The organism is Paenibacillus tuaregi (genome assembly GCF_900086655.1).
Taxonomy (GTDB): Bacteria; Bacillota; Bacilli; order Paenibacillales; family Paenibacillaceae; genus Fontibacillus; species Fontibacillus tuaregi.
Genome location: NZ_LT575476.1, coordinates 1,941,953 through 1,957,955, shown reverse-complemented (window position 1 = coordinate 1,957,955; position 16,003 = coordinate 1,941,953). Strand labels below are relative to the sequence as shown.

20 protein-coding genes are annotated in these 16,003 nt (G+C 50.9%); all 20 read right to left on the bottom strand.

Annotation, left to right across the window (positions count from 1 at the left end; genetic code table 11):
• Window positions 1-66: 66 nt before the first annotated feature.
• A complete protein-coding gene (locus BN6628_RS08930; protein ID WP_068616617.1) occupies window positions 67-2,190 on the bottom strand; it encodes a phage tail protein in 2,124 nt (707 codons plus the stop codon).
• An 18-nt stretch (window positions 2,191-2,208) separates the two neighbouring features.
• Complete coding sequence (locus BN6628_RS08925; protein WP_068616615.1) at window positions 2,209-2,733, bottom strand: phage distal tail protein; 525 nt, start codon at window positions 2,731-2,733, stop codon at window positions 2,209-2,211.
• Between the two features lie 18 nt (window positions 2,734-2,751).
• Complete coding sequence (locus BN6628_RS26415) at window positions 2,752-2,910, bottom strand: hypothetical protein (protein ID WP_089153542.1); 159 nt, start codon at window positions 2,908-2,910, stop codon at window positions 2,752-2,754.
• Window positions 2,910-3,203, bottom strand: a complete 294-nt coding sequence (locus BN6628_RS08920) for a hypothetical protein (protein WP_089153541.1) — start codon at window positions 3,201-3,203, stop codon at window positions 2,910-2,912. Before BN6628_RS08920 ends, BN6628_RS26415 begins: the two co-directional genes overlap by 1 nt.
• Before the next feature lie 11 nt (window positions 3,204-3,214).
• Window positions 3,215-4,621, bottom strand: coding sequence for a hypothetical protein (locus BN6628_RS08915; protein ID WP_068616611.1), 1,407 nt, complete (start codon window positions 4,619-4,621; stop codon window positions 3,215-3,217).
• A gap of 12 nt (window positions 4,622-4,633) precedes the next feature.
• The gene (locus tag BN6628_RS08910; RefSeq protein WP_068616609.1) at window positions 4,634-5,029 is read right to left on the bottom strand and encodes a phage tail fiber protein; all 396 of its coding nucleotides are present in this window, start codon (window positions 5,027-5,029) and stop codon (window positions 4,634-4,636) included.
• A 5-nt stretch (window positions 5,030-5,034) separates the two neighbouring features.
• On the bottom strand, window positions 5,035-5,586 hold the full coding sequence (locus BN6628_RS08905; RefSeq protein WP_068616607.1) for a phage tail domain-containing protein: 552 nt from the start codon (window positions 5,584-5,586) through the stop codon (window positions 5,035-5,037).
• Complete coding sequence (locus BN6628_RS08900; protein WP_068616605.1) at window positions 5,583-9,287, bottom strand: phage tail tape measure protein; 3,705 nt, start codon at window positions 9,285-9,287, stop codon at window positions 5,583-5,585. Before BN6628_RS08900 ends, BN6628_RS08905 begins: the two co-directional genes overlap by 4 nt.
• A 167-nt stretch (window positions 9,288-9,454) precedes the next feature.
• A complete protein-coding gene (locus BN6628_RS26945) occupies window positions 9,455-9,841 on the bottom strand; it encodes an HNH endonuclease (RefSeq protein ID WP_392397633.1) in 387 nt (128 codons plus the stop codon).
• 498 nt (window positions 9,842-10,339) lie between these two features.
• Window positions 10,340-10,933: a phage tail tape measure protein gene (locus BN6628_RS26610; protein ID WP_068616603.1), complete on the bottom strand. Its 594-nt coding sequence runs from the start codon at window positions 10,931-10,933 to the stop codon at window positions 10,340-10,342.
• 47 nt (window positions 10,934-10,980) lie between these two features.
• On the bottom strand, window positions 10,981-11,205 hold the full coding sequence (locus tag BN6628_RS08890; protein WP_068616601.1) for a hypothetical protein: 225 nt from the start codon (window positions 11,203-11,205) through the stop codon (window positions 10,981-10,983).
• Between the two features lie 77 nt (window positions 11,206-11,282).
• On the bottom strand, window positions 11,283-11,687 hold the full coding sequence (locus BN6628_RS08885) for a hypothetical protein (RefSeq protein ID WP_068616599.1): 405 nt from the start codon (window positions 11,685-11,687) through the stop codon (window positions 11,283-11,285).
• Between the two features lie 52 nt (window positions 11,688-11,739).
• On the bottom strand, window positions 11,740-12,273 hold the full coding sequence (locus BN6628_RS08880; RefSeq protein ID WP_068616597.1) for a hypothetical protein: 534 nt from the start codon (window positions 12,271-12,273) through the stop codon (window positions 11,740-11,742).
• Window positions 12,274-12,341: 68 nt separating this feature from the next.
• Window positions 12,342-12,719 (bottom strand): minor capsid protein, encoded by a 378-nt coding sequence (locus BN6628_RS08875; RefSeq protein ID WP_068616594.1) that lies wholly within the window; start codon window positions 12,717-12,719, stop codon window positions 12,342-12,344.
• The gene (locus BN6628_RS08870; RefSeq protein WP_068616592.1) at window positions 12,719-13,129 is read right to left on the bottom strand and encodes a hypothetical protein; all 411 of its coding nucleotides are present in this window, start codon (window positions 13,127-13,129) and stop codon (window positions 12,719-12,721) included. Before BN6628_RS08870 ends, BN6628_RS08875 begins: the two co-directional genes overlap by 1 nt.
• Complete coding sequence (locus BN6628_RS08865) at window positions 13,130-13,465, bottom strand: hypothetical protein (protein WP_148449272.1); 336 nt, start codon at window positions 13,463-13,465, stop codon at window positions 13,130-13,132.
• Window positions 13,450-13,836, bottom strand: a complete 387-nt coding sequence (locus BN6628_RS08860; protein WP_068616588.1) for a hypothetical protein — start codon at window positions 13,834-13,836, stop codon at window positions 13,450-13,452. The genes BN6628_RS08865 and BN6628_RS08860 overlap by 16 nt, the downstream gene beginning before the upstream one ends.
• A gap of 14 nt (window positions 13,837-13,850) precedes the next feature.
• Window positions 13,851-14,066 carry a hypothetical protein gene (locus BN6628_RS08855; protein WP_068616586.1) on the bottom strand — a complete coding sequence of 72 codons (216 nt, stop codon included), beginning with the start codon at window positions 14,064-14,066 and terminating at the stop codon, window positions 13,851-13,853.
• Between the two features lie 19 nt (window positions 14,067-14,085).
• Entirely contained in the window at window positions 14,086-15,183 is a 1,098-nt protein-coding gene (locus tag BN6628_RS08850; RefSeq protein WP_068616584.1) for an SU10 major capsid protein, read from the bottom strand.
• Between the two features lie 66 nt (window positions 15,184-15,249).
• Entirely contained in the window at window positions 15,250-15,951 is a 702-nt protein-coding gene (locus tag BN6628_RS08845; protein ID WP_068616583.1) for a phage scaffolding protein, read from the bottom strand.
• Window positions 15,952-16,003 lie beyond the last annotated feature (52 nt).

Here is a 16,003-nt window from a genome sequence, read left to right as displayed (position 1 = left end):
ACAGCCCCCTTATACTTGTTATATCTATTATCGTCTGAACTGGAAGAAAGTTTCAATAGATTTACGCTAAATTGAATGTTGATGGGTGAAGCCGTCGTAGGCGTTCCATGTGTATACTGTCCCGTCTATTGCTTTAAACTGCGCGCCGTCACGGATTCCGTGGTTATGGGCTCCTGCAGTTGTTGGTTGGGTGGACGCCCCTTTGTCAACTTTTCCGCTAAGTAGCAGTCGTAAATCTTTCACCGAATCAATCGTAAGCCCGACCGGACTCGCATTCGAGAAGTCCACCGTACCCTGAAACTGAACGGTACCGCCCGATAGCGCCGCGATCAACATACTCCCGTAGGAATAAAGCTGCATCCCGGAGTCCGATCCGTTAATTGTTCCGGAGCCGCCCCCGCTTGAAGTCGCGAAGGAAATAGCGCTCATACCGTATGAATCGTTCGTGTTAATCGAGATGCGTTGCCGACCGCCTGAATCGTAAGTCCGCCAACCTCTCGCGTCAATTTCCACTCGGGCCCCACTCGTAGACGTCCGCAGCAACGCACCAGTTATCGTCCCGCCTGTTATTTCGCCGACCGCCGTTATATTTCCGGAAAAATATCCGTCCTTCCACGTCGATGCGCTCAGATTAGACGTATTGATCTGCGCGGAGTTAGCCGTTAGCTTGTTCGCAGTCAAGTTGCCCGCCATATCCACCCGGAACGGAGCGCTGTTAAAGTTCGCATGGCCGGCCGCAATCCCGTTCGTATTAATCTGCGTGACGTTATTGCCGCTACCGATCAGCAACGACACAAAGGAACCGAGCTGGCCGACGATTGTTTCCGCTACTACTCCGCGAGCCGTGATCGCAGTCCTTGCGGTGGCCCCTCCGTCCGTAGATAGCGTAATTCCATTCGATGTGAGCACGACTTGATTCCGCGCGTCCGTCTTGTCCTGCAGGAGGATTCCGCGAATATCGTACTTAACCTCAGTCTTCGAGTTGTTGACGTCAATAACCGCTTGTTTGGCGTATTCCTCGAACGCCTCTGCCCGTATCCGGCCACCGCTCAACAAGTCTGTGAATGTCCGCTTGGCCTTATCGAGATCCGCAATGATCTGCGCGTAATCCCGACGCATGATGTTTGCGACCGTGACCTGCGAGTGCTTATCGGTCTCGAACGGGTATTCCGTGAGCTCGGTAATTCGCGCGCTAATGTTCGTTAAGCCGAGTTCCGGGTCAACGAGCGTTACGGTATCGCCGAGGCCCGGCTTCGGCTCCGTTCCGTCGATCTTAAACAAGTCCGCAGCGTTAACGGATACTTCAAGCGCAGGGATTTCCCGCTCAGCCAACGCCTTCCGGGCCGCGACAACAAGCTTTGCCGGGTCCGTAATATCCTGCGCGATTAACTCGTCGTCATAGAACGGGACACTGTCGCTCGTCCAGGTCTCTGCGTATTGAGACACGAGGTAATTAACCGCCAGTTTCCCGTTAACAATAGCGCCGGGTATCGCAGAGAGTCGCGCCTGTTCCTCTGCGTTCAATATCGACGCAGGCTGTCCGATCCATGTACGGCCGTCCTTCATCTGCGCAAATAGGCGTGTGCATAACGAGCCGCCATCGTCCGAAAACGAAGTCGATACGATATTTTTACCGATCCGGTACTGTAAGTCGGACGCTGGGTTTCCGATCTTCTTGCGCAGATGAATCGTAAAGTTGTCCGCCTCGACCTCCGCGCCATACATCGCCACAACGTCGTTTAGCGCCTGCAGGCAGTTGCCCCGTCCGAAGTCCTTAACGTCAACGAGATCGAACGTATCATCTACGGAAATTGTAAAGCGCCCACCCGTTGCCGTCTGGATGAGCGCTGTTAGTTGCGATATGTGAATCCCGTAGCCCTCAGCCATGTACGATGCGTACGGGAATTTATAATCCGTTAGTTTGAACATAACGTGAGTACAAGTGATTTGTGCGATTAGCTTCCGCCCGTCGCGCGTTCGTTGGCGTGAGTTGATGACGTAGTATTGGCCGCGCTCGTCCATCACATGGCCCTTTAACGGCAGCTTTTCACGAAAGTCAGCGGACGTCATCGGGACCGAGAAAGTAAGCGAATAGTCCGCGTTAATCCGGCGCGTCCGCTGGATGTCGTAAGCTTGCGTTAGGATGCCGATGCGTTTGCGGTACCTGTCGTACGATTGTAAATACTTCAATCTGCGGCCTCCTCTCCGTTAGTATAAGTATTTATCGCGGTAGGAAATCCGGATAAGAATGTCGCGTCCGGTTTCCGGGTCCGTGTACGTGAGTTCGTTATTGCCGAGGTTGAGATCGAAGAAGTCGCCCGCCAAAAGTGATAACGCATTTACGCCGTTTTGTGTGATCGTCATTTTACCGGAGTCTATAACGATCTTATCCCCCGGCTTGAACGGTCCGGTAAACGTAATCTCATCCACATGGTACCGGCTGCCGTTAGCCTTAAGCGTCCCTATACCGTGTAATACAGCGCTTTGCATTCGTTCCCGAATAAAAGACACGCTCATACTGGACTCCGCGTCCATACGGGCAGCAAAGACTATTTCGCGTACAAAATCCGCCGACAGAGACCCTTCGCCTTCTAACCGGGCTGATCCGGTCATGTCCACGTTGGCCGCTGCGGTCATGCCGCCTGATCCGTGGAGCGTTGCACTGCCGTAGACAAATACAGTAAGCGGTCGATTATAGGTTAGGCGGTTAAATGGAGATGCACGGTTAAACATACGCTAACCTCCCCGTTCTTAAATGCCCTCAGTGTGTTCCAGGATATAGTCCTCTACAGCTTGGCGATAGTCTTGATTTGTAATATCGTCCAGCACATACACCTTGCTTGTCTTAGGATTGAGTCCGCCTGTCATAATCCGTTCAGCCGCAATACGTACAACTACTTGGTTTACCATTACAAAATCCCTCCCGTAGATTGGTCTGCTAAGATCAATAGCTGGTCTTCTAAATTTTTAATCTGCTGCTGTTCTGGCGTGGGTGGTGTTTCAATAGCTTCTAACACTGGGCGTTTTGTTACTGGGTCGATGCTTACAATACGTTGCTTGGTCAAGTCGATAGCACCATATTCAAGATCAACATAGTTCAATTCTGTGATTTCTTTTCTTGGCAACACATCCCCTTGCATCTCGCCAGTTTGATAGATGATTTCGCCCTTTTGGTCGTAAAATATTCGGTTACCTATTTGCACAAAATCCCCTCCTATTCTATTGCCATCCATTCGTATGGAACGTTTATTCCTAGAACACGTAGAGTAAACCCCCCACTTCTTATATCGGCTTGAGACTGCCCCGCATTGCCTCCGACTCGGATGCCCTCGGACAAGGTGCCTCTGGAACTTAAAAATCTATATGTGAATTGAGTACGATCTCCATCAGCTCGAACCGCAAGTACTGTGGACGGCGTGAAACTTAAACCTGACACTGTTAAGTCATAACTTGAACCATAATTTGTTGACCCTAAATCTATGGAACCTCTATTAACGGTACCCGAATTAGTTGAGCCTGATGCCGACTTTTTACCAGCACTTATTTGCCCGATCTTTGTCGCCAACTGTGCAAATGTATCGCTCCCTGAAGCAGGTACCTCTTTGCCAGTAATAGCGGAAGCGATCGCAGTTTTCCCATTACTGACATTTGTAAAAAGCAATGCATTACTAGCTACGTCATTCCACGGCGCTGGCGTTGCCCCCATATTAAGCATGATTCGGTTGAAACACTTAGCCACGGCAGGGAGGCCAGCGGATACATACATCCTTACAACAATAGAACTTACCCCTGAAGGCACTGTGAATGTGGCGCTCTTACTATGCCAGCCCGAATTTGCTTGCGCAGTAACTTTGGCTAAAGTGGTCGTTACTGGGTTGTCTGCCACCTGTAGGAAGATTTCTCCGCCTGTAGCCCCAAAAGTAAAAAAGTCCGCTGAAATGCTATATTGTACACCCGACTCTACAACTATAGGGTCACTTTGAGCGTATTCGGCTATAGTCGTAGGTTGCCCGTGAATAAAAAAGGAGGGCGAGTTGGTGCCCTTATTAGCTACGCTGAATTTCCCAGCTACGTTAGGAATCCAACCGCTAAGACCCAGTTGCCCTGTGGAATTCGGCAGGATATTACCAATTGCTGCTTGGGTATCACTGTATGCTTTAGCGTTTGATTCCGCAGTATTTGCCTTTGTGGTTGCATCTGTGGCCGCTGCGGTTATTGCCGCTGTCTTGGCTGCGTCTGCCTTAGCCTGCGCGCCCGTTGGAGTCTCTGCGCCATCAGCCTTCGTTTGTGCCGCCATTACTCGAGTATCCAAATCCGCAAGATTATCCCGTACTGTATCGTGATCGTACGCCGTAAAATATCTCGCCAGCTTGGTTCCCTGCGTCCACGCCTTCGCTGTCCCTTGAAAACCCCGCGTTACCCCCGTTAGATTACTGCCGCTAATTCCTGTATAAAGGATCGTCTCCGCCGTTTCGTCCGTACCGACCGTGAGCAAGTTAGGAGCTGCCGGAAGGACCGAGATATCCAATACGGGTATAGTCGTCTGTGTTGCGTCTATCGGCGCGGATAGCTCCGTCTGTTTACTGTTTACCGCTGCCGGGTACATTGGTTTTTGTGCCATCTAATTGCCTCCTTAACTCAGTGTCAATACAGCGGAGTTTGCCAGCATCTTAAATCGGTCATTTGTAAGGATGCTTCGCGGGCTGTCCAACGGTCCGTAATATAGCAAGTTCCCGCCCGTAGCCGCGTCCCGTATGCCCATGTGTGTCACTGTGCCCCAATCTGCGGTAGCAACCGGGAACTGAATATCTGCGCTGTTCTTAATCGTCTGCCTTCCGCTCTCAACCGTAGGAGCCGCGAATGTTAACGTCTGCCGCGCATATGCCCCACCTGTAACTTCCCGGCCCGTGTCGGCTGCCGTGGGATTGGACGTGTATAGCGCCATATATACGGTATCCGGTTTAACATATTCAATGCCGCGAAACGTCTCGTTGAGTAATGCCTTGGCGAGATAGTTGGATACGTTCATTTAGTTCACCCTTCCAGTAAATATTCATTTTTTATCGCAAATCGTCGGACTGTACTCGCCCCGGTGTTCGTCAGCGTAATAACCGGCTGCGCCCGCACATCCGCCGCAGACTCAACGCTAATCACTTGCGGTGATTGCGTAATAGTTAGTTCCGTAACACGCTCCGGACCGGTCGGCCACGGATCGTTCATGCGCAAGCTGACGTTGACAAGCCGCGAACCTATCTGCGAATCTAGCGCCAATGTCCCCGCATAACACGCGCGATAATACTTGCCGGGCATATCCGAAAACTCTAGCGTCATCTCCGATCGATTAGCGTTAAATAAACGGGCGAGCCGGGCCAACGTGCGGTGAAACTCCGCCGGTCCCGCCGTAATTTCTAACGTCAGCTCAATCGGCCGACTACCGTAGGAACCGCCGAAATCGACTACGCCGTCCACTCCCGCGAGCCGCACCGTGTTCTCTTCTTCGCCGGGCAAAATAGGAAGACGCCTCTCAAAAAGAGAAGCGCCTAATGTCGATATCCATGTTCCGTTTACGCACACGTCGTAAATCATAGTTTCACCCCTTGCGCCTGTATCCGGGCAGCTACCCGTTCGCGCTCGCTATAAAGCGTTTCGATATCGGCCTTATCGGTCAGCGCCACGTCATTCACGCTCATATCGATATGGTTAACGATAGACTGCGCCGGTGTAGTTGTAGACGGGGCTAACGATGGACCGCCGCTTAAAGTCGCCCATAGCGTTGCTTGTTGCTGCGGATTAAGTACGATCTCGCCCGCATGAGCGATGACCGGAACGGCTGCTCCGCGCTGTCCCTGTACGATACCCCCTGCGCTAAATGACTGCAGCTTACCGGTGTCTTGCGTGATCCCGTATTGCTTACGGATAGCCTCGTTGCGAGCCGCCAGCCGCGCCATTTCCGCCGAGTCTCCCCGCGCTTTGGCCGCTGTCCACGCGTCCTTATTTGCGTTATACTCCGCCAGGTCATCGGCGCGAGATGTGTCCGCTTTGGTTGCCGCAATTGTCGCCATCTTCGCGTTGTATTGCGACACAAACGTATCAAGCTCTGCGAGTATCTGAGCGTTAGCTGTTGCGCTTTGATTAACGCGGAACGTAGAGATAGCGGCCTCGATCGTTTTAATGTCTCCGGAATAGCTTTCGAAGGCTTGCGCCAACGATTCGTACTGAGCGGCCGTCGCGTCCTTCTCCGCATCAAACGCCTTCGATTTCGTGTCTTTTTCATCCTGAAGCGCATCCTTTTGCGATTCGAGTTCGCGTTTACGGAGATCGCGGGCATGTTCGAGCTTCATACGCTCGATTTCTTTCAGCGTGTCTTCTCGCTCCTGGATGCCTTCCGGACCGACGGCGGAGGAAAGTAAATCGGCGCGTGCTTGTTTCTCGGCGAGCTGCGTCTCGTAATCGGCATCGATATTTAGCTCCGCTTCCTTCGCTATCTGCTCCTCGATCGCCCTGATCTTCGCGTCTTGGGCGTCAATGAACGCCTTTTTGCGTTCCTCAATCGCATCCAAATCCGCTTTCTTAGCGCGATCAATCGCAGCCTTTTCCTTCTTAACGAGATCCTCCGCCAGCTTCGTAGATTTCTCCGTAAGGTCCTTTCGGCCCTTATACATTTCGTCGTCCGCACGTTTATAGAGTTCGGAGTCCTTCGTATAGCGATTGCGGACCCGCGTCCACGCTTCTAGCTTCATTTGCGCAATTTCCTGTTCAGACTTGCCGGCGTCCTGCATCCGGCGTTCTTCAGCGTCGATCCAGTCGGATGAGGCGTCGTACTGGCGTTTCGCTTCGTTATTCTGAGCGTTGGCCAGGTCTTTGCGGGCCTTGTACACTTCTTCGTCCGCCTGCTTATATTCGTCCGAGTCTTTCTTATAGCGCTTAAGAACGCGAGTCCACGCGTCAAGTCGAGCTTGAGCCATCTCTACGTCAGACTTGCCGGCCTCTTCCATACGGCGCTGATCCTTCGCGATCCATTCCGCAGAGAAATCGTACCTAGCCTTTGCGCTATCCTCCGCGAGCCGCTTGAGCTGCAGATTCATCGTACGCTCATCTTCGAGGTGCGTGGCTAAGTACGCCTTATGCGCAGCCTGTACCTTTTTGTACGCAGCAATTTGTTGATCCGCAGACCAATCGTACATTTCCGCCTTGTAACGAACTGTTGCGATATCTGCGTCGTACGCTTTCTTTGCGGCTTCCTCCGCCAGTTCTGCCGCGGACTTTCCGGCCTTCGGTTTCTTCTCCTTCCCCGTTTTCGCTTTTTTAGGCGTTGAGAGATCGACGCCCTTGCCGGTCTTTATGTTGCCGAAATTCCCCGAGGAAAGGCTGTCCTTTTTCCGTTTTAACTCTTGCTCAGTCTGCTCCAGAACAAGCAACTGGTCATAGGCTTCCTGATTCCCTTTTTCGGTAGACTTCTTCATCCCCTCATACCGCGCGTTTAAAAAAGCCTTATCCGAACCACTCATGTATTGAGCAAGACCTCCGCTTGTTGCCGGCGTACTTTTCTGTGGACCGGGTTTTGCAGATTCGACCGCACGGATGGCACTTAATAAAGCCGCATAGTTTTTTATCTGTGCCTCAACTGCGGCTCTTTGCGCTTCCGTAGTTTTAATGAGGTTATCAATATACGTCTGCATACTCGACGCCGAGTTCGTAACAAAGTCGCGGTCGGCCTTAATTTGTTGTCCGATAGTGTCGACGTTTTGGATACGCATCCGATTCGTAGCGTCGAGTTTCTGAATTAAGTCCGGATACTGTTTACGTAGCTGTTCAACAATGCCCGCGAGTTCTTGTTCCTGCGCGGCATTAAGAGATTGTGCGGAGGACAGGTCCTTGTAGCGCGCAAAAAGCGCCTCCATAGACTTAACCTTTTCGTTTTTAGCAGCCAGGTCCGCGATTTCGGCGTTTTTCATTTCCAATAAGGCCGGCACGGATTGGTCAACGGTGTCCTTCATTTCTTTTAGTTTCTCTTTGGCTTGGTCAACGCCATCGTAACCCATTGTCCGAAGCTTATCGTCCATCTCTTCTAGTGCATCGTTGATGTCCATTGCCTCAGATAGCATCGCCGGGCTACCTTCCCCACGCTCCCCTGCCGCTTTAATTTGCGCCAATCGGTTCTCCAACTTAGCGCGTTCATTAAGGACACCGTTAAGCTCATCGCTCTTCTGCCGGAGGTTTTCCAAATCTGCCACCGAGTTTTTTAGAGGTGATTTATTCAACGTCTCGTTTAGAGACTGTTGTGCTTCGTCGTGTTTCTTTGTTGCCTCCGCCGCCTCGTTGTTGCTGGAAATGAGTGCTGTTATGCCCGCTGTAACTGCACCGACAGCTAATGCGACCGCACCCAATATCGGAAAGCTAACGTTTAGGGCGTTGAATGCGATGGTAAGCGCCCCAACTGCCGCTACAAGTCCGAGCACGCCTGCGGTAGCCATACCAAACGCAACTATCGCGGACTGCAATGGTGCACTAAGATTCGTAAATCCCGTTAGCAAATTCGTAATAAACTCAGCGACCGATCGAATAGCTGGCGCAAGCTTATCGCCAACTGTGATACCGACGGACTCTAGCGCCGAGGACAAGTTATCCGTTGCGCCCTTGAGCGTGTCCATTTGCGTACCGGCCACCCGCTCTGCCGTTCCGCCCGCGTTTCGTAGGGATGCCGTATAGTTGTCGAGAGTGGTCTTGCCGTTATTGATTAGCGTAATAAACCCCGAGGCTGCTTCGCGTCCGACTAGCGTTGCGGCTACGTCTGCCTGCTGAGCCTGCGTAAGTCTTCCGTATGCTTTTTGGAGATCACCAACGATCGTGCTGAGTGGTTTAATGTTGCCCGCGCTGTCCTTAATACTAATGCCGAGCTTATCCATATAAGCCGCCGCTTCTTTGGACGGAGAGGCAAGCGCGAGTAAGATAGCGCGAAGTTGTGTCCCGGCCATTTCGCCTTTAATACCGGCGTTACTGAGTTCGCCGACAGCTGCGGTGGCTTCTTCGATACTTACGCCCATATTCGCTGCAACAGGCGCGACATATTTCATGGCATATCCCAGGTCCGTAACGCCCGAATTCGTGTCGATGCTCGACTTTGCAAGCACGTCTACTACTCGTGAGGTTTCCGTTGCGGCGAGTCCGAATCCGCGCAATATACTCGACGCAATGTCCGCAGTCGTTGCGAGGTCTACTTGTCCCGCTGCTGCCAACGATAGTACTCCGGGCATAGCCGCGAGAATCTCGTTCGTTTTAAATCCCAATTGTTACACTAAGGCTCTTTATCCTTAGCTCTCCGGATTTCTCCGGAGTATCGGACTATATCTTCACCCGCGTAAATAACGTTAGGGTGCTCAGCGCTCGTGGGCGTTTCCCCATGCCAAAGAGGTTTAGGGTAATCCGCCTAGTCTCTACACCTTCCTGTAGTTTCCTAGCAGGCTTGGCTCGGTATTAGCGTTCCTTCCAACGCAAAGAGAGTGCTGACGTCCCCGCCGCACTCTCTGAAAAATTCTATAAGTTGATCGAGATTATTTTTAGTGTATCCGAAGGTATCGTGGAATTTTTTATGGCAGTCAACGCACATCGTTACCCCATTATACACACTTAACCTTAAGTGTGGATGTTCTGAATAATTAAAAATATGATGTGCTGTTAAGTTTCCGCCCCTAGCGTCTCCACAACAAGTACACGTATAAGAGTCCCTGAGAAACACATCACCCCTCCACAGTAAATACTCAGGAAATTTCCGTTTTGAAATACGCTCCTCATCCGTGATATCGGGGTTATAGCAGGGGTGGTTTTTACCACTATAAATCATAGAGGCATGCGCATCCTTGCACATCATTGAGCAGTAGATGTTCTTTTTACCCGCTAATTGAGAAGGAGTCCTCTCTACTACTTTCCCGCAATAATCGCAGGCACGGGAGATTCTTATCTTGGGTGTGTTAGGAGTACGAACAAGGGATTCGATTCGGCAAGCATTCCCGCAGTAACTTCTTTTTCCGCGAATTTGCGATGGCTTGCGAAGGAACTTCTCTCCACAATTTTCACAAACGCACTCTACTCGATCATAATTGGGATTATGACTGCCTTTAAAGAATCTTCCTATATTGGATTTATAGCAATCTTTATTACAGAAATGGTACTTTTGATTCCTTAGTTTATATTTGGATACGCGTATCGATTTTCCGCAACCGTCGCAGTTTTTATTCAAACTGTCACCGCCTGTGCTAAATTGATGCGCGCTGGAAGGATTAGCTTTCACCGAGTTCACTGAGTATTTTTAGGACGACGTTTCCATCGAACTGGCCCGAATTTAAGCCTGTGCTAAATTAGCCTGTGCGTCGGCCGCTTGTGCCGCACTAAATACCGTTGCCGCCCCGAGGTCAATCGCCTGCTTACGTAGTTGTTCGAACTCCTTACCGGTCGCTTCCGAAATGGCCTTAACGTTAGCCATCGCCTGCTCGAACTGTGCGCTTGTTTGGACCGATTTCGCGATAATTGCCGCCATACCCGCTGCGAGTCCTGCGTAAGCTAGGGCGAGCGCTTTAACTTCTCGCGACGCCATCGATGCCCCGGTTGCGCTCCGCTGTAATTCTTGCGTTACCTTATTGATCTCCGTAGAGGATAGACCTAGCTTCCGCATCTCGTCAGTTACCTCGGCGATCTGTTTACGTAGGATCTCCGGATTAGCCTTTCGAATCGCGGCGTTTATCTTATCGATCTGCGCAGAAGATGCGCCGAGTTCGGCCATCCTTGCTTTAAGCAAACCAAATGACTTGTTCACCTCCTCTGCGGAGCTGTCCAGTCCTGTCAGTTTACTCTTAGCTGTGTCTACACCCTTGTTAAACTGTGAGATATCTAAATCAATCCGTGCCCTGATGGCTCCAATATCAACTGTATCGCTCACCGTTTCACTCCTTTCCGGGCAAAATAAAAAGCGCCCCGTTAAAGGCGCTAAATTCCAAGCTTTAATTTCATTTTCATCCGTTCAAATCCGGCCTGGTCGAACTGATTCGTGCTAGGCTCCGAACCGTACCCCGCTTGTTTCTGTAGCTCGCCAGCAAATCGCTTGAATCCGTCCACGTCCGTAGTGCCGGACATGACCGCAACGTTTAGATCGGAAAGCGTATCTTGCGCATTAACACGCTTTAGTGCATCCATCACGTCGAGTAGGTCCATTACGTAGTACCCGTGTTCGAACTCAATCTGCGTTTTACCGAGCCGGACTGCGCATTCGAGAAGGTAGTCATCAATTGTTATGCTGCGCCCTGATCCGTTACTTCCGTTACCGGCTTCGCTAGGTTCAGAGCGCTCTGTCCGTTTTTTAGGAGTTCTCCGAAGTTATTAGCCTTTGCTACCGCCACAAAATACGCAACCAGTTCGTCAACGCCGGCGTTATTCTCTATCCACTCCGCGTCTAACTCGGTCAAAACGGATACAACGTTCACCACGTCAGTTAGCGACTTCTCAATCGCAACGAGAAAGTAAGGAAGTCTATCTTCCGGAGCTGCAGTCATGACCGTGATTAATAGCTGCGGCAGTGCGTGGATCACACTTAATAGCTCACGCCACTGTGCGATGGTAATTTTACTGACCTTGACGGATTTTCCGCCGATTTTCACTGTATCTGAACGCAAAAAAGCTTCTCGCAAATTGCGCATTATTTTCGCCCCTTATTAAAAAGTAAAGGCGAGCCGAAGCCCGCCCGGTAAGTTAAGGTGTAGTAGACTTGATACTCTCGTCGCCCAAAATAGCGACCACGTTATCCACATCCGGAGTCGAGCGAAGAACCACTTTAGTGATCCGCTCGTTATCGTTGTTGTAATTGTATTGGAGGTCCGTTTCTGGGAATGCGAGAGGCAGCGTGACCCAAAAGTCTGCGTTCGTCTTGTGAGCTACTGGCTTGATAACGACCTTCTTCGCGGCCGAGATAAGGTCCAGTCCGACGCCTGTTTTGACGTTAATTTTCGTTTTCCCCCCGCTTGTTACCGCCTCAGCTCCGACCATGATTTTCGGGATTGTTTCGAGTTGATACTCCGCGAACGGAACTTCTACGGAAACGTTACGGCCGGTGATACGCTTGGATACGATGGTCTCACCGGTCTGGTCCGTCTTCTGTTCGCGATACGTCGTTTCGACCTGCAGGTTAATACCGCCGACAGTCGTTTCAAATACGACTTTGTCCGCCCCCTCGCCGTACTCGACGATCGCCGGCCCGAGCTCGATCTTCTCAATATTTTGCGCCATTAAAGCGTTCCTCCTATTTTGCGCACGACAAAAAGGCCGCCCGAAGGCAGCCCCGTTATCTGCGTATATTAAATTGTGGTTATCGTAAAATTCAGCGAGTAGAGTGTGCGTCCGCTCTCGTCTTTCCCGAGGTATAGCGGCGCCGACTGGTCCGCTACGCACTTCACGACGCGGGTCTGACCGAAATTAAACTCGGTCTTGCGGTGTAAGTCCGCATAAAGCACGTTGGCTCTCGTCTCGGCAACGCTTGCCAGTTTCGTACGCAATACGACCTGGAACGACGGCTTCGCTTTTGACGTCCACTCTGACGGAGCATACCCGCCAGTAACCCGTGTATACGCACAATCGTCCGGACTTGTTGCCGCGAACTCATTACCCACGAACTGCGTGCCGCCGAGATTCGGAATTGTCCGGAGGTATGCGTTAATATCCGCTACAGCAATCATCAACCTAACCCCTTTCGGATGGTCGATGAAATCATATGAGTATAGCGTTTAATATTGGCCTTTAGTGGACGTTCGAGATACTTCGGCTTTGTTCCAGGAGTGGATGGATTCTTAAAAGTTCCCATTTCGTGTGTACGCAGCGCGTAATTGTAACGCCTGCCGTCAGCAGACTGGTTAACCGCGCTGTAGTTGACGCTGCCGGTTACTTTATCTTCAGAAGCAGTCACTTCACTAAACGCTGTTAATCGCAAAACACCTTCTTCCATCGGAGCTTCGTCACGTGATTTTAAAAGTAAATCGTCAGTTGCGTCTTGCATACCAATTACCCCAGCCTCGCGCGTTTTTCCCTTAGTTCTGTCTAGTGTTATTACTAAAACACTAGAATCAAATGTTACAGATTTTTTAGTCACTTATACGTCCACCTCCGTTAGTAACGGCTTTCCGCTGAGCGCCCTCTTAACGCTTATTGCGATTGGCTTGTACGTTGTAACCGTGCCTAATTCGTTAGTGAGCGTAAGTGTGTCGCTAAGACCAACGTCTATTAGCCCGCCGAAAAAGAACGTTCCGACAGCGGCCACTTCTTCTCCGCGCTGATTCCGGACGAGCTTAACGCCTTCTTGAAATCGGCATTTCAGCGCAATGGGATCGCTGTAGACGGGATCACCGTAATCCGGGTCGGTCCCGGTTAGCTTCATAAGTGTGACTGTTTGTTTTAACGGAATCAGCGCCATTACATCGTCACCCACTTCGCCGCTTTCTTGCCGATCTTCACTCCGTTTTCTGTGCCGATAAGGTTTAGCGCAGCTTCCGGAATCCACGCTTCAAGACCGGACTTCGCCCAGTCCTTAAACGTAAACGTGGCGACTCCGGTAACCCCGTATGCCGCCACGCCTTGTTGTTGTAACGCGTTCGTATCGTTAAAAGCGATCGCCAGCTCATTTGCATATTCATACACTGCCGCGTCAGGTATCTTATATTTCGGATATTTGTTCGTAAGTGTGCGTCCTGCGACCGTAACGATCCGTTGTTTTTTCGCGACGTCGCACTCCGTCCAATCGTCGATATTGATACAATTTGCGTTAATGTACGTATCTGCGTCGTTTACCGTAATTGCCATGCGGCTCACCTCCGTTATTTTCCGGAGGCATTACCCGCAGGCTTTCGTGTTGTTTTTGGCTTATCCTCCGCTTTCGGTTCATCTGCGTCGATCCGTGTTGCATCCGTCATTGTTTCAAGTACCGCGATTACCTCCGCGTCATCGGTCGAAAAGGTTCCGCTTGAAAAGGCGTAACGCTGACCGTCAACGTAGAAGGCGAGTTCGCGGTACTTCGATTGAAATACCGCCATTTACTCGTCCTCCTCTCGATTACTTCGTTTTAGCGCCTTTGATGCGGGCATGGGCGGCTTCCTGCAGCAATTCAAGCGTGTACTCGCCGACAATTTGGCCCTGATAATAATCGCCTTTTTTACCGAGGTATTCATGACCGAAATCACGGCCGTTCAACGCTTTTAGAGAAATACGATTCTTATCCAGGATCAGCGTCTCGTCTGCGTTCAGGTTATCATTGATTGAAACATCAAATTCCCCGAAATCAGTGATCAAGCGATTAACGACAGTACCGCGTGTCTCATCGCCGTTATTAATGCGGAGAAGATTATCGCTGAATTTCCCGACTACACGCTTTTGAGTTGCAGGAACTACAATCTCGTAGTTACCGCCGCTCTTGAATCCGCCTTTCGTATGGATTGCCTGCAGGGAGTCGTTGAGGACATCCATTGTAAGAGCTTCGCCCTTCAGATCGGTAACGTTAGTCTGTAGCATGTTGCGGATGCCGTTCATCTGACGAACAACGCCGTTTTCGTAACGAACACCGCCGATAAATGCCTTTTCCGCTTGGAGCGCCAGTTCCAGCAGCTTCTTAGCTTTTTCATATTCGTATAGGTCGTCGATACCGTAGTTTGCAACTGCCGCTGCTGTTCCAGAGATTTCAACGGTCTCATCGAAGATTTGCGTAATATTGGACTTTCTTACACGAGGCTTGGAACGCCCAGCCCTAGCGTCAGCCCCCTCAGAACCTTCGACGAATTGAACGGTAATAACCGCGTTGGCGGTAATGGCTGCCGCTTTAGTTCCGGCATACCCCCGCATGATTGCGAGTTTCTTGCCGGCCACATCTACACCAGTTACCAGGATCAGCTCCTCGCCGATCTTAACAACTTGGTTAGCGCGGAATGGTTCAGTATCAGCAACGATCAATTCAACTGCGTCAACCGCCGCGGCTGTAGTTACTTTGCTTTCGTTCGCGAACATAGAGTCCTCGAACCAAATGTGCTCGACTTGTGTTACCGGATTGCTAAAACCGAGCATTGCAATTAGCGGCGTTTGGTATGAGTTCAAGAGCAAAAGTTGGTCCAAGACGGACTCGCGTTTACCAATCAGTTCACCAGACAAAATTTTAGACATTTAGATTCCTCCGTAATATGTTTTTTGGCAAAACAAAAAGACGCCCGATTTTCGGTGCGCCTCCACTTATAATCCAAGTTCTCGTTTCAATTTCGCGTATGCAGCTTGGTCTTCAATACGGCCAGTCTTCCGCGCCTTATCCGCAGCATCCTTGAGTAACTGCTCTTTCGTCTTGTCCACCGGATCAGTACCGCCGCTCGCACCGCCGATCGGTTTCGGTTGCGATTTAGGCTGCTCCGCCAAGAACGGTTTATTTGTTAACAACGCCTCAACTACGTCCTTCACGCCGGCAATATTTCCGTCATCATCGACCTTTACCGCGGATAGGTCGGCAAGTACGTAAGCATCGTCTAGCGCATCAGCACGTATGTTCAGCTCGCGAGCAATCGCCCGGAACTCCGCTTTAATCAGGCGTTGGTTAGCGGCAGTCAGTGCTTTATCACGCTCGGCTTTCGCATCCTCTGCGATCTTAAGTGCTTCGGCTTTCTCCGCTTCCAGGCGCTCCGTCTCGGATAGTTTCGCCTTCTCTCGTTCTGCCTCCGCTAGCTCTAACGCAGTAAGCTTCGCTTTAATGTCCTCGTAGTCTTCACGGCCTTTTCGGTCCCTTGCGAGTCTCTTCGCAACAATGTCATCGAGTTCAGCCTGTGTGAATGTCTTTTCCGGTTCGGGCGTAGGCTCCGGTTGTAGTTCCGGATCTGGCGTCGGGTCAGGTTCCGCGAATAGTTGAAGATTAAGCGGATATCTAAAGCGCATAGTATCGTTAGTCATTTCGTTTCCTCCCGTATAAGGCTCGTCAGCACAAATATCCGTAGAGTTTAAC

Bases quoted from the DNA above. Each gene is read 5' to 3' on its own strand.
- BN6628_RS08925 (WP_068616615.1), bottom strand. From the start codon at position 2,733: ATGTTTAACCGTGCATCTCCATTTAACCGCCTAACCTATAATCGACCG.
- BN6628_RS26415 (WP_089153542.1), bottom strand. From the start codon at position 2,910: ATGGTAAACCAAGTAGTTGTACGTATTGCGGCTGAACGGATTATGACA.
- BN6628_RS08915 (WP_068616611.1), bottom strand. From the start codon at position 4,621: ATGGCACAAAAACCAATGTACCCGGCAGCGGTAAACAGTAAACAGACG.
- BN6628_RS08910 (WP_068616609.1), bottom strand. From the start codon at position 5,029: ATGAACGTATCCAACTATCTCGCCAAGGCATTACTCAACGAGACGTTT.
- BN6628_RS08905 (WP_068616607.1), bottom strand. From the start codon at position 5,586: ATGATTTACGACGTGTGCGTAAACGGAACATGGATATCGACATTAGGC.
- BN6628_RS26945 (WP_392397633.1), bottom strand. From the start codon at position 9,841: ATGATTTATAGTGGTAAAAACCACCCCTGCTATAACCCCGATATCACG.
- BN6628_RS08890 (WP_068616601.1), bottom strand. From the start codon at position 11,205: ATGGACCTACTCGACGTGATGGATGCACTAAAGCGTGTTAATGCGCAA.
- BN6628_RS08885 (WP_068616599.1), bottom strand. From the start codon at position 11,687: ATGCGCAATTTGCGAGAAGCTTTTTTGCGTTCAGATACAGTGAAAATC.
- BN6628_RS08880 (WP_068616597.1), bottom strand. From the start codon at position 12,273: ATGGCGCAAAATATTGAGAAGATCGAGCTCGGGCCGGCGATCGTCGAG.
- BN6628_RS08875 (WP_068616594.1), bottom strand. From the start codon at position 12,719: ATGATTGCTGTAGCGGATATTAACGCATACCTCCGGACAATTCCGAAT.
- BN6628_RS08860 (WP_068616588.1), bottom strand. From the start codon at position 13,836: ATGGCAATTACGGTAAACGACGCAGATACGTACATTAACGCAAATTGT.
- BN6628_RS08855 (WP_068616586.1), bottom strand. From the start codon at position 14,066: ATGGCGGTATTTCAATCGAAGTACCGCGAACTCGCCTTCTACGTTGAC.
- BN6628_RS08850 (WP_068616584.1), bottom strand. From the start codon at position 15,183: ATGTCTAAAATTTTGTCTGGTGAACTGATTGGTAAACGCGAGTCCGTC.
- BN6628_RS08845 (WP_068616583.1), bottom strand. From the start codon at position 15,951: ATGACTAACGATACTATGCGCTTTAGATATCCGCTTAATCTTCAACTA.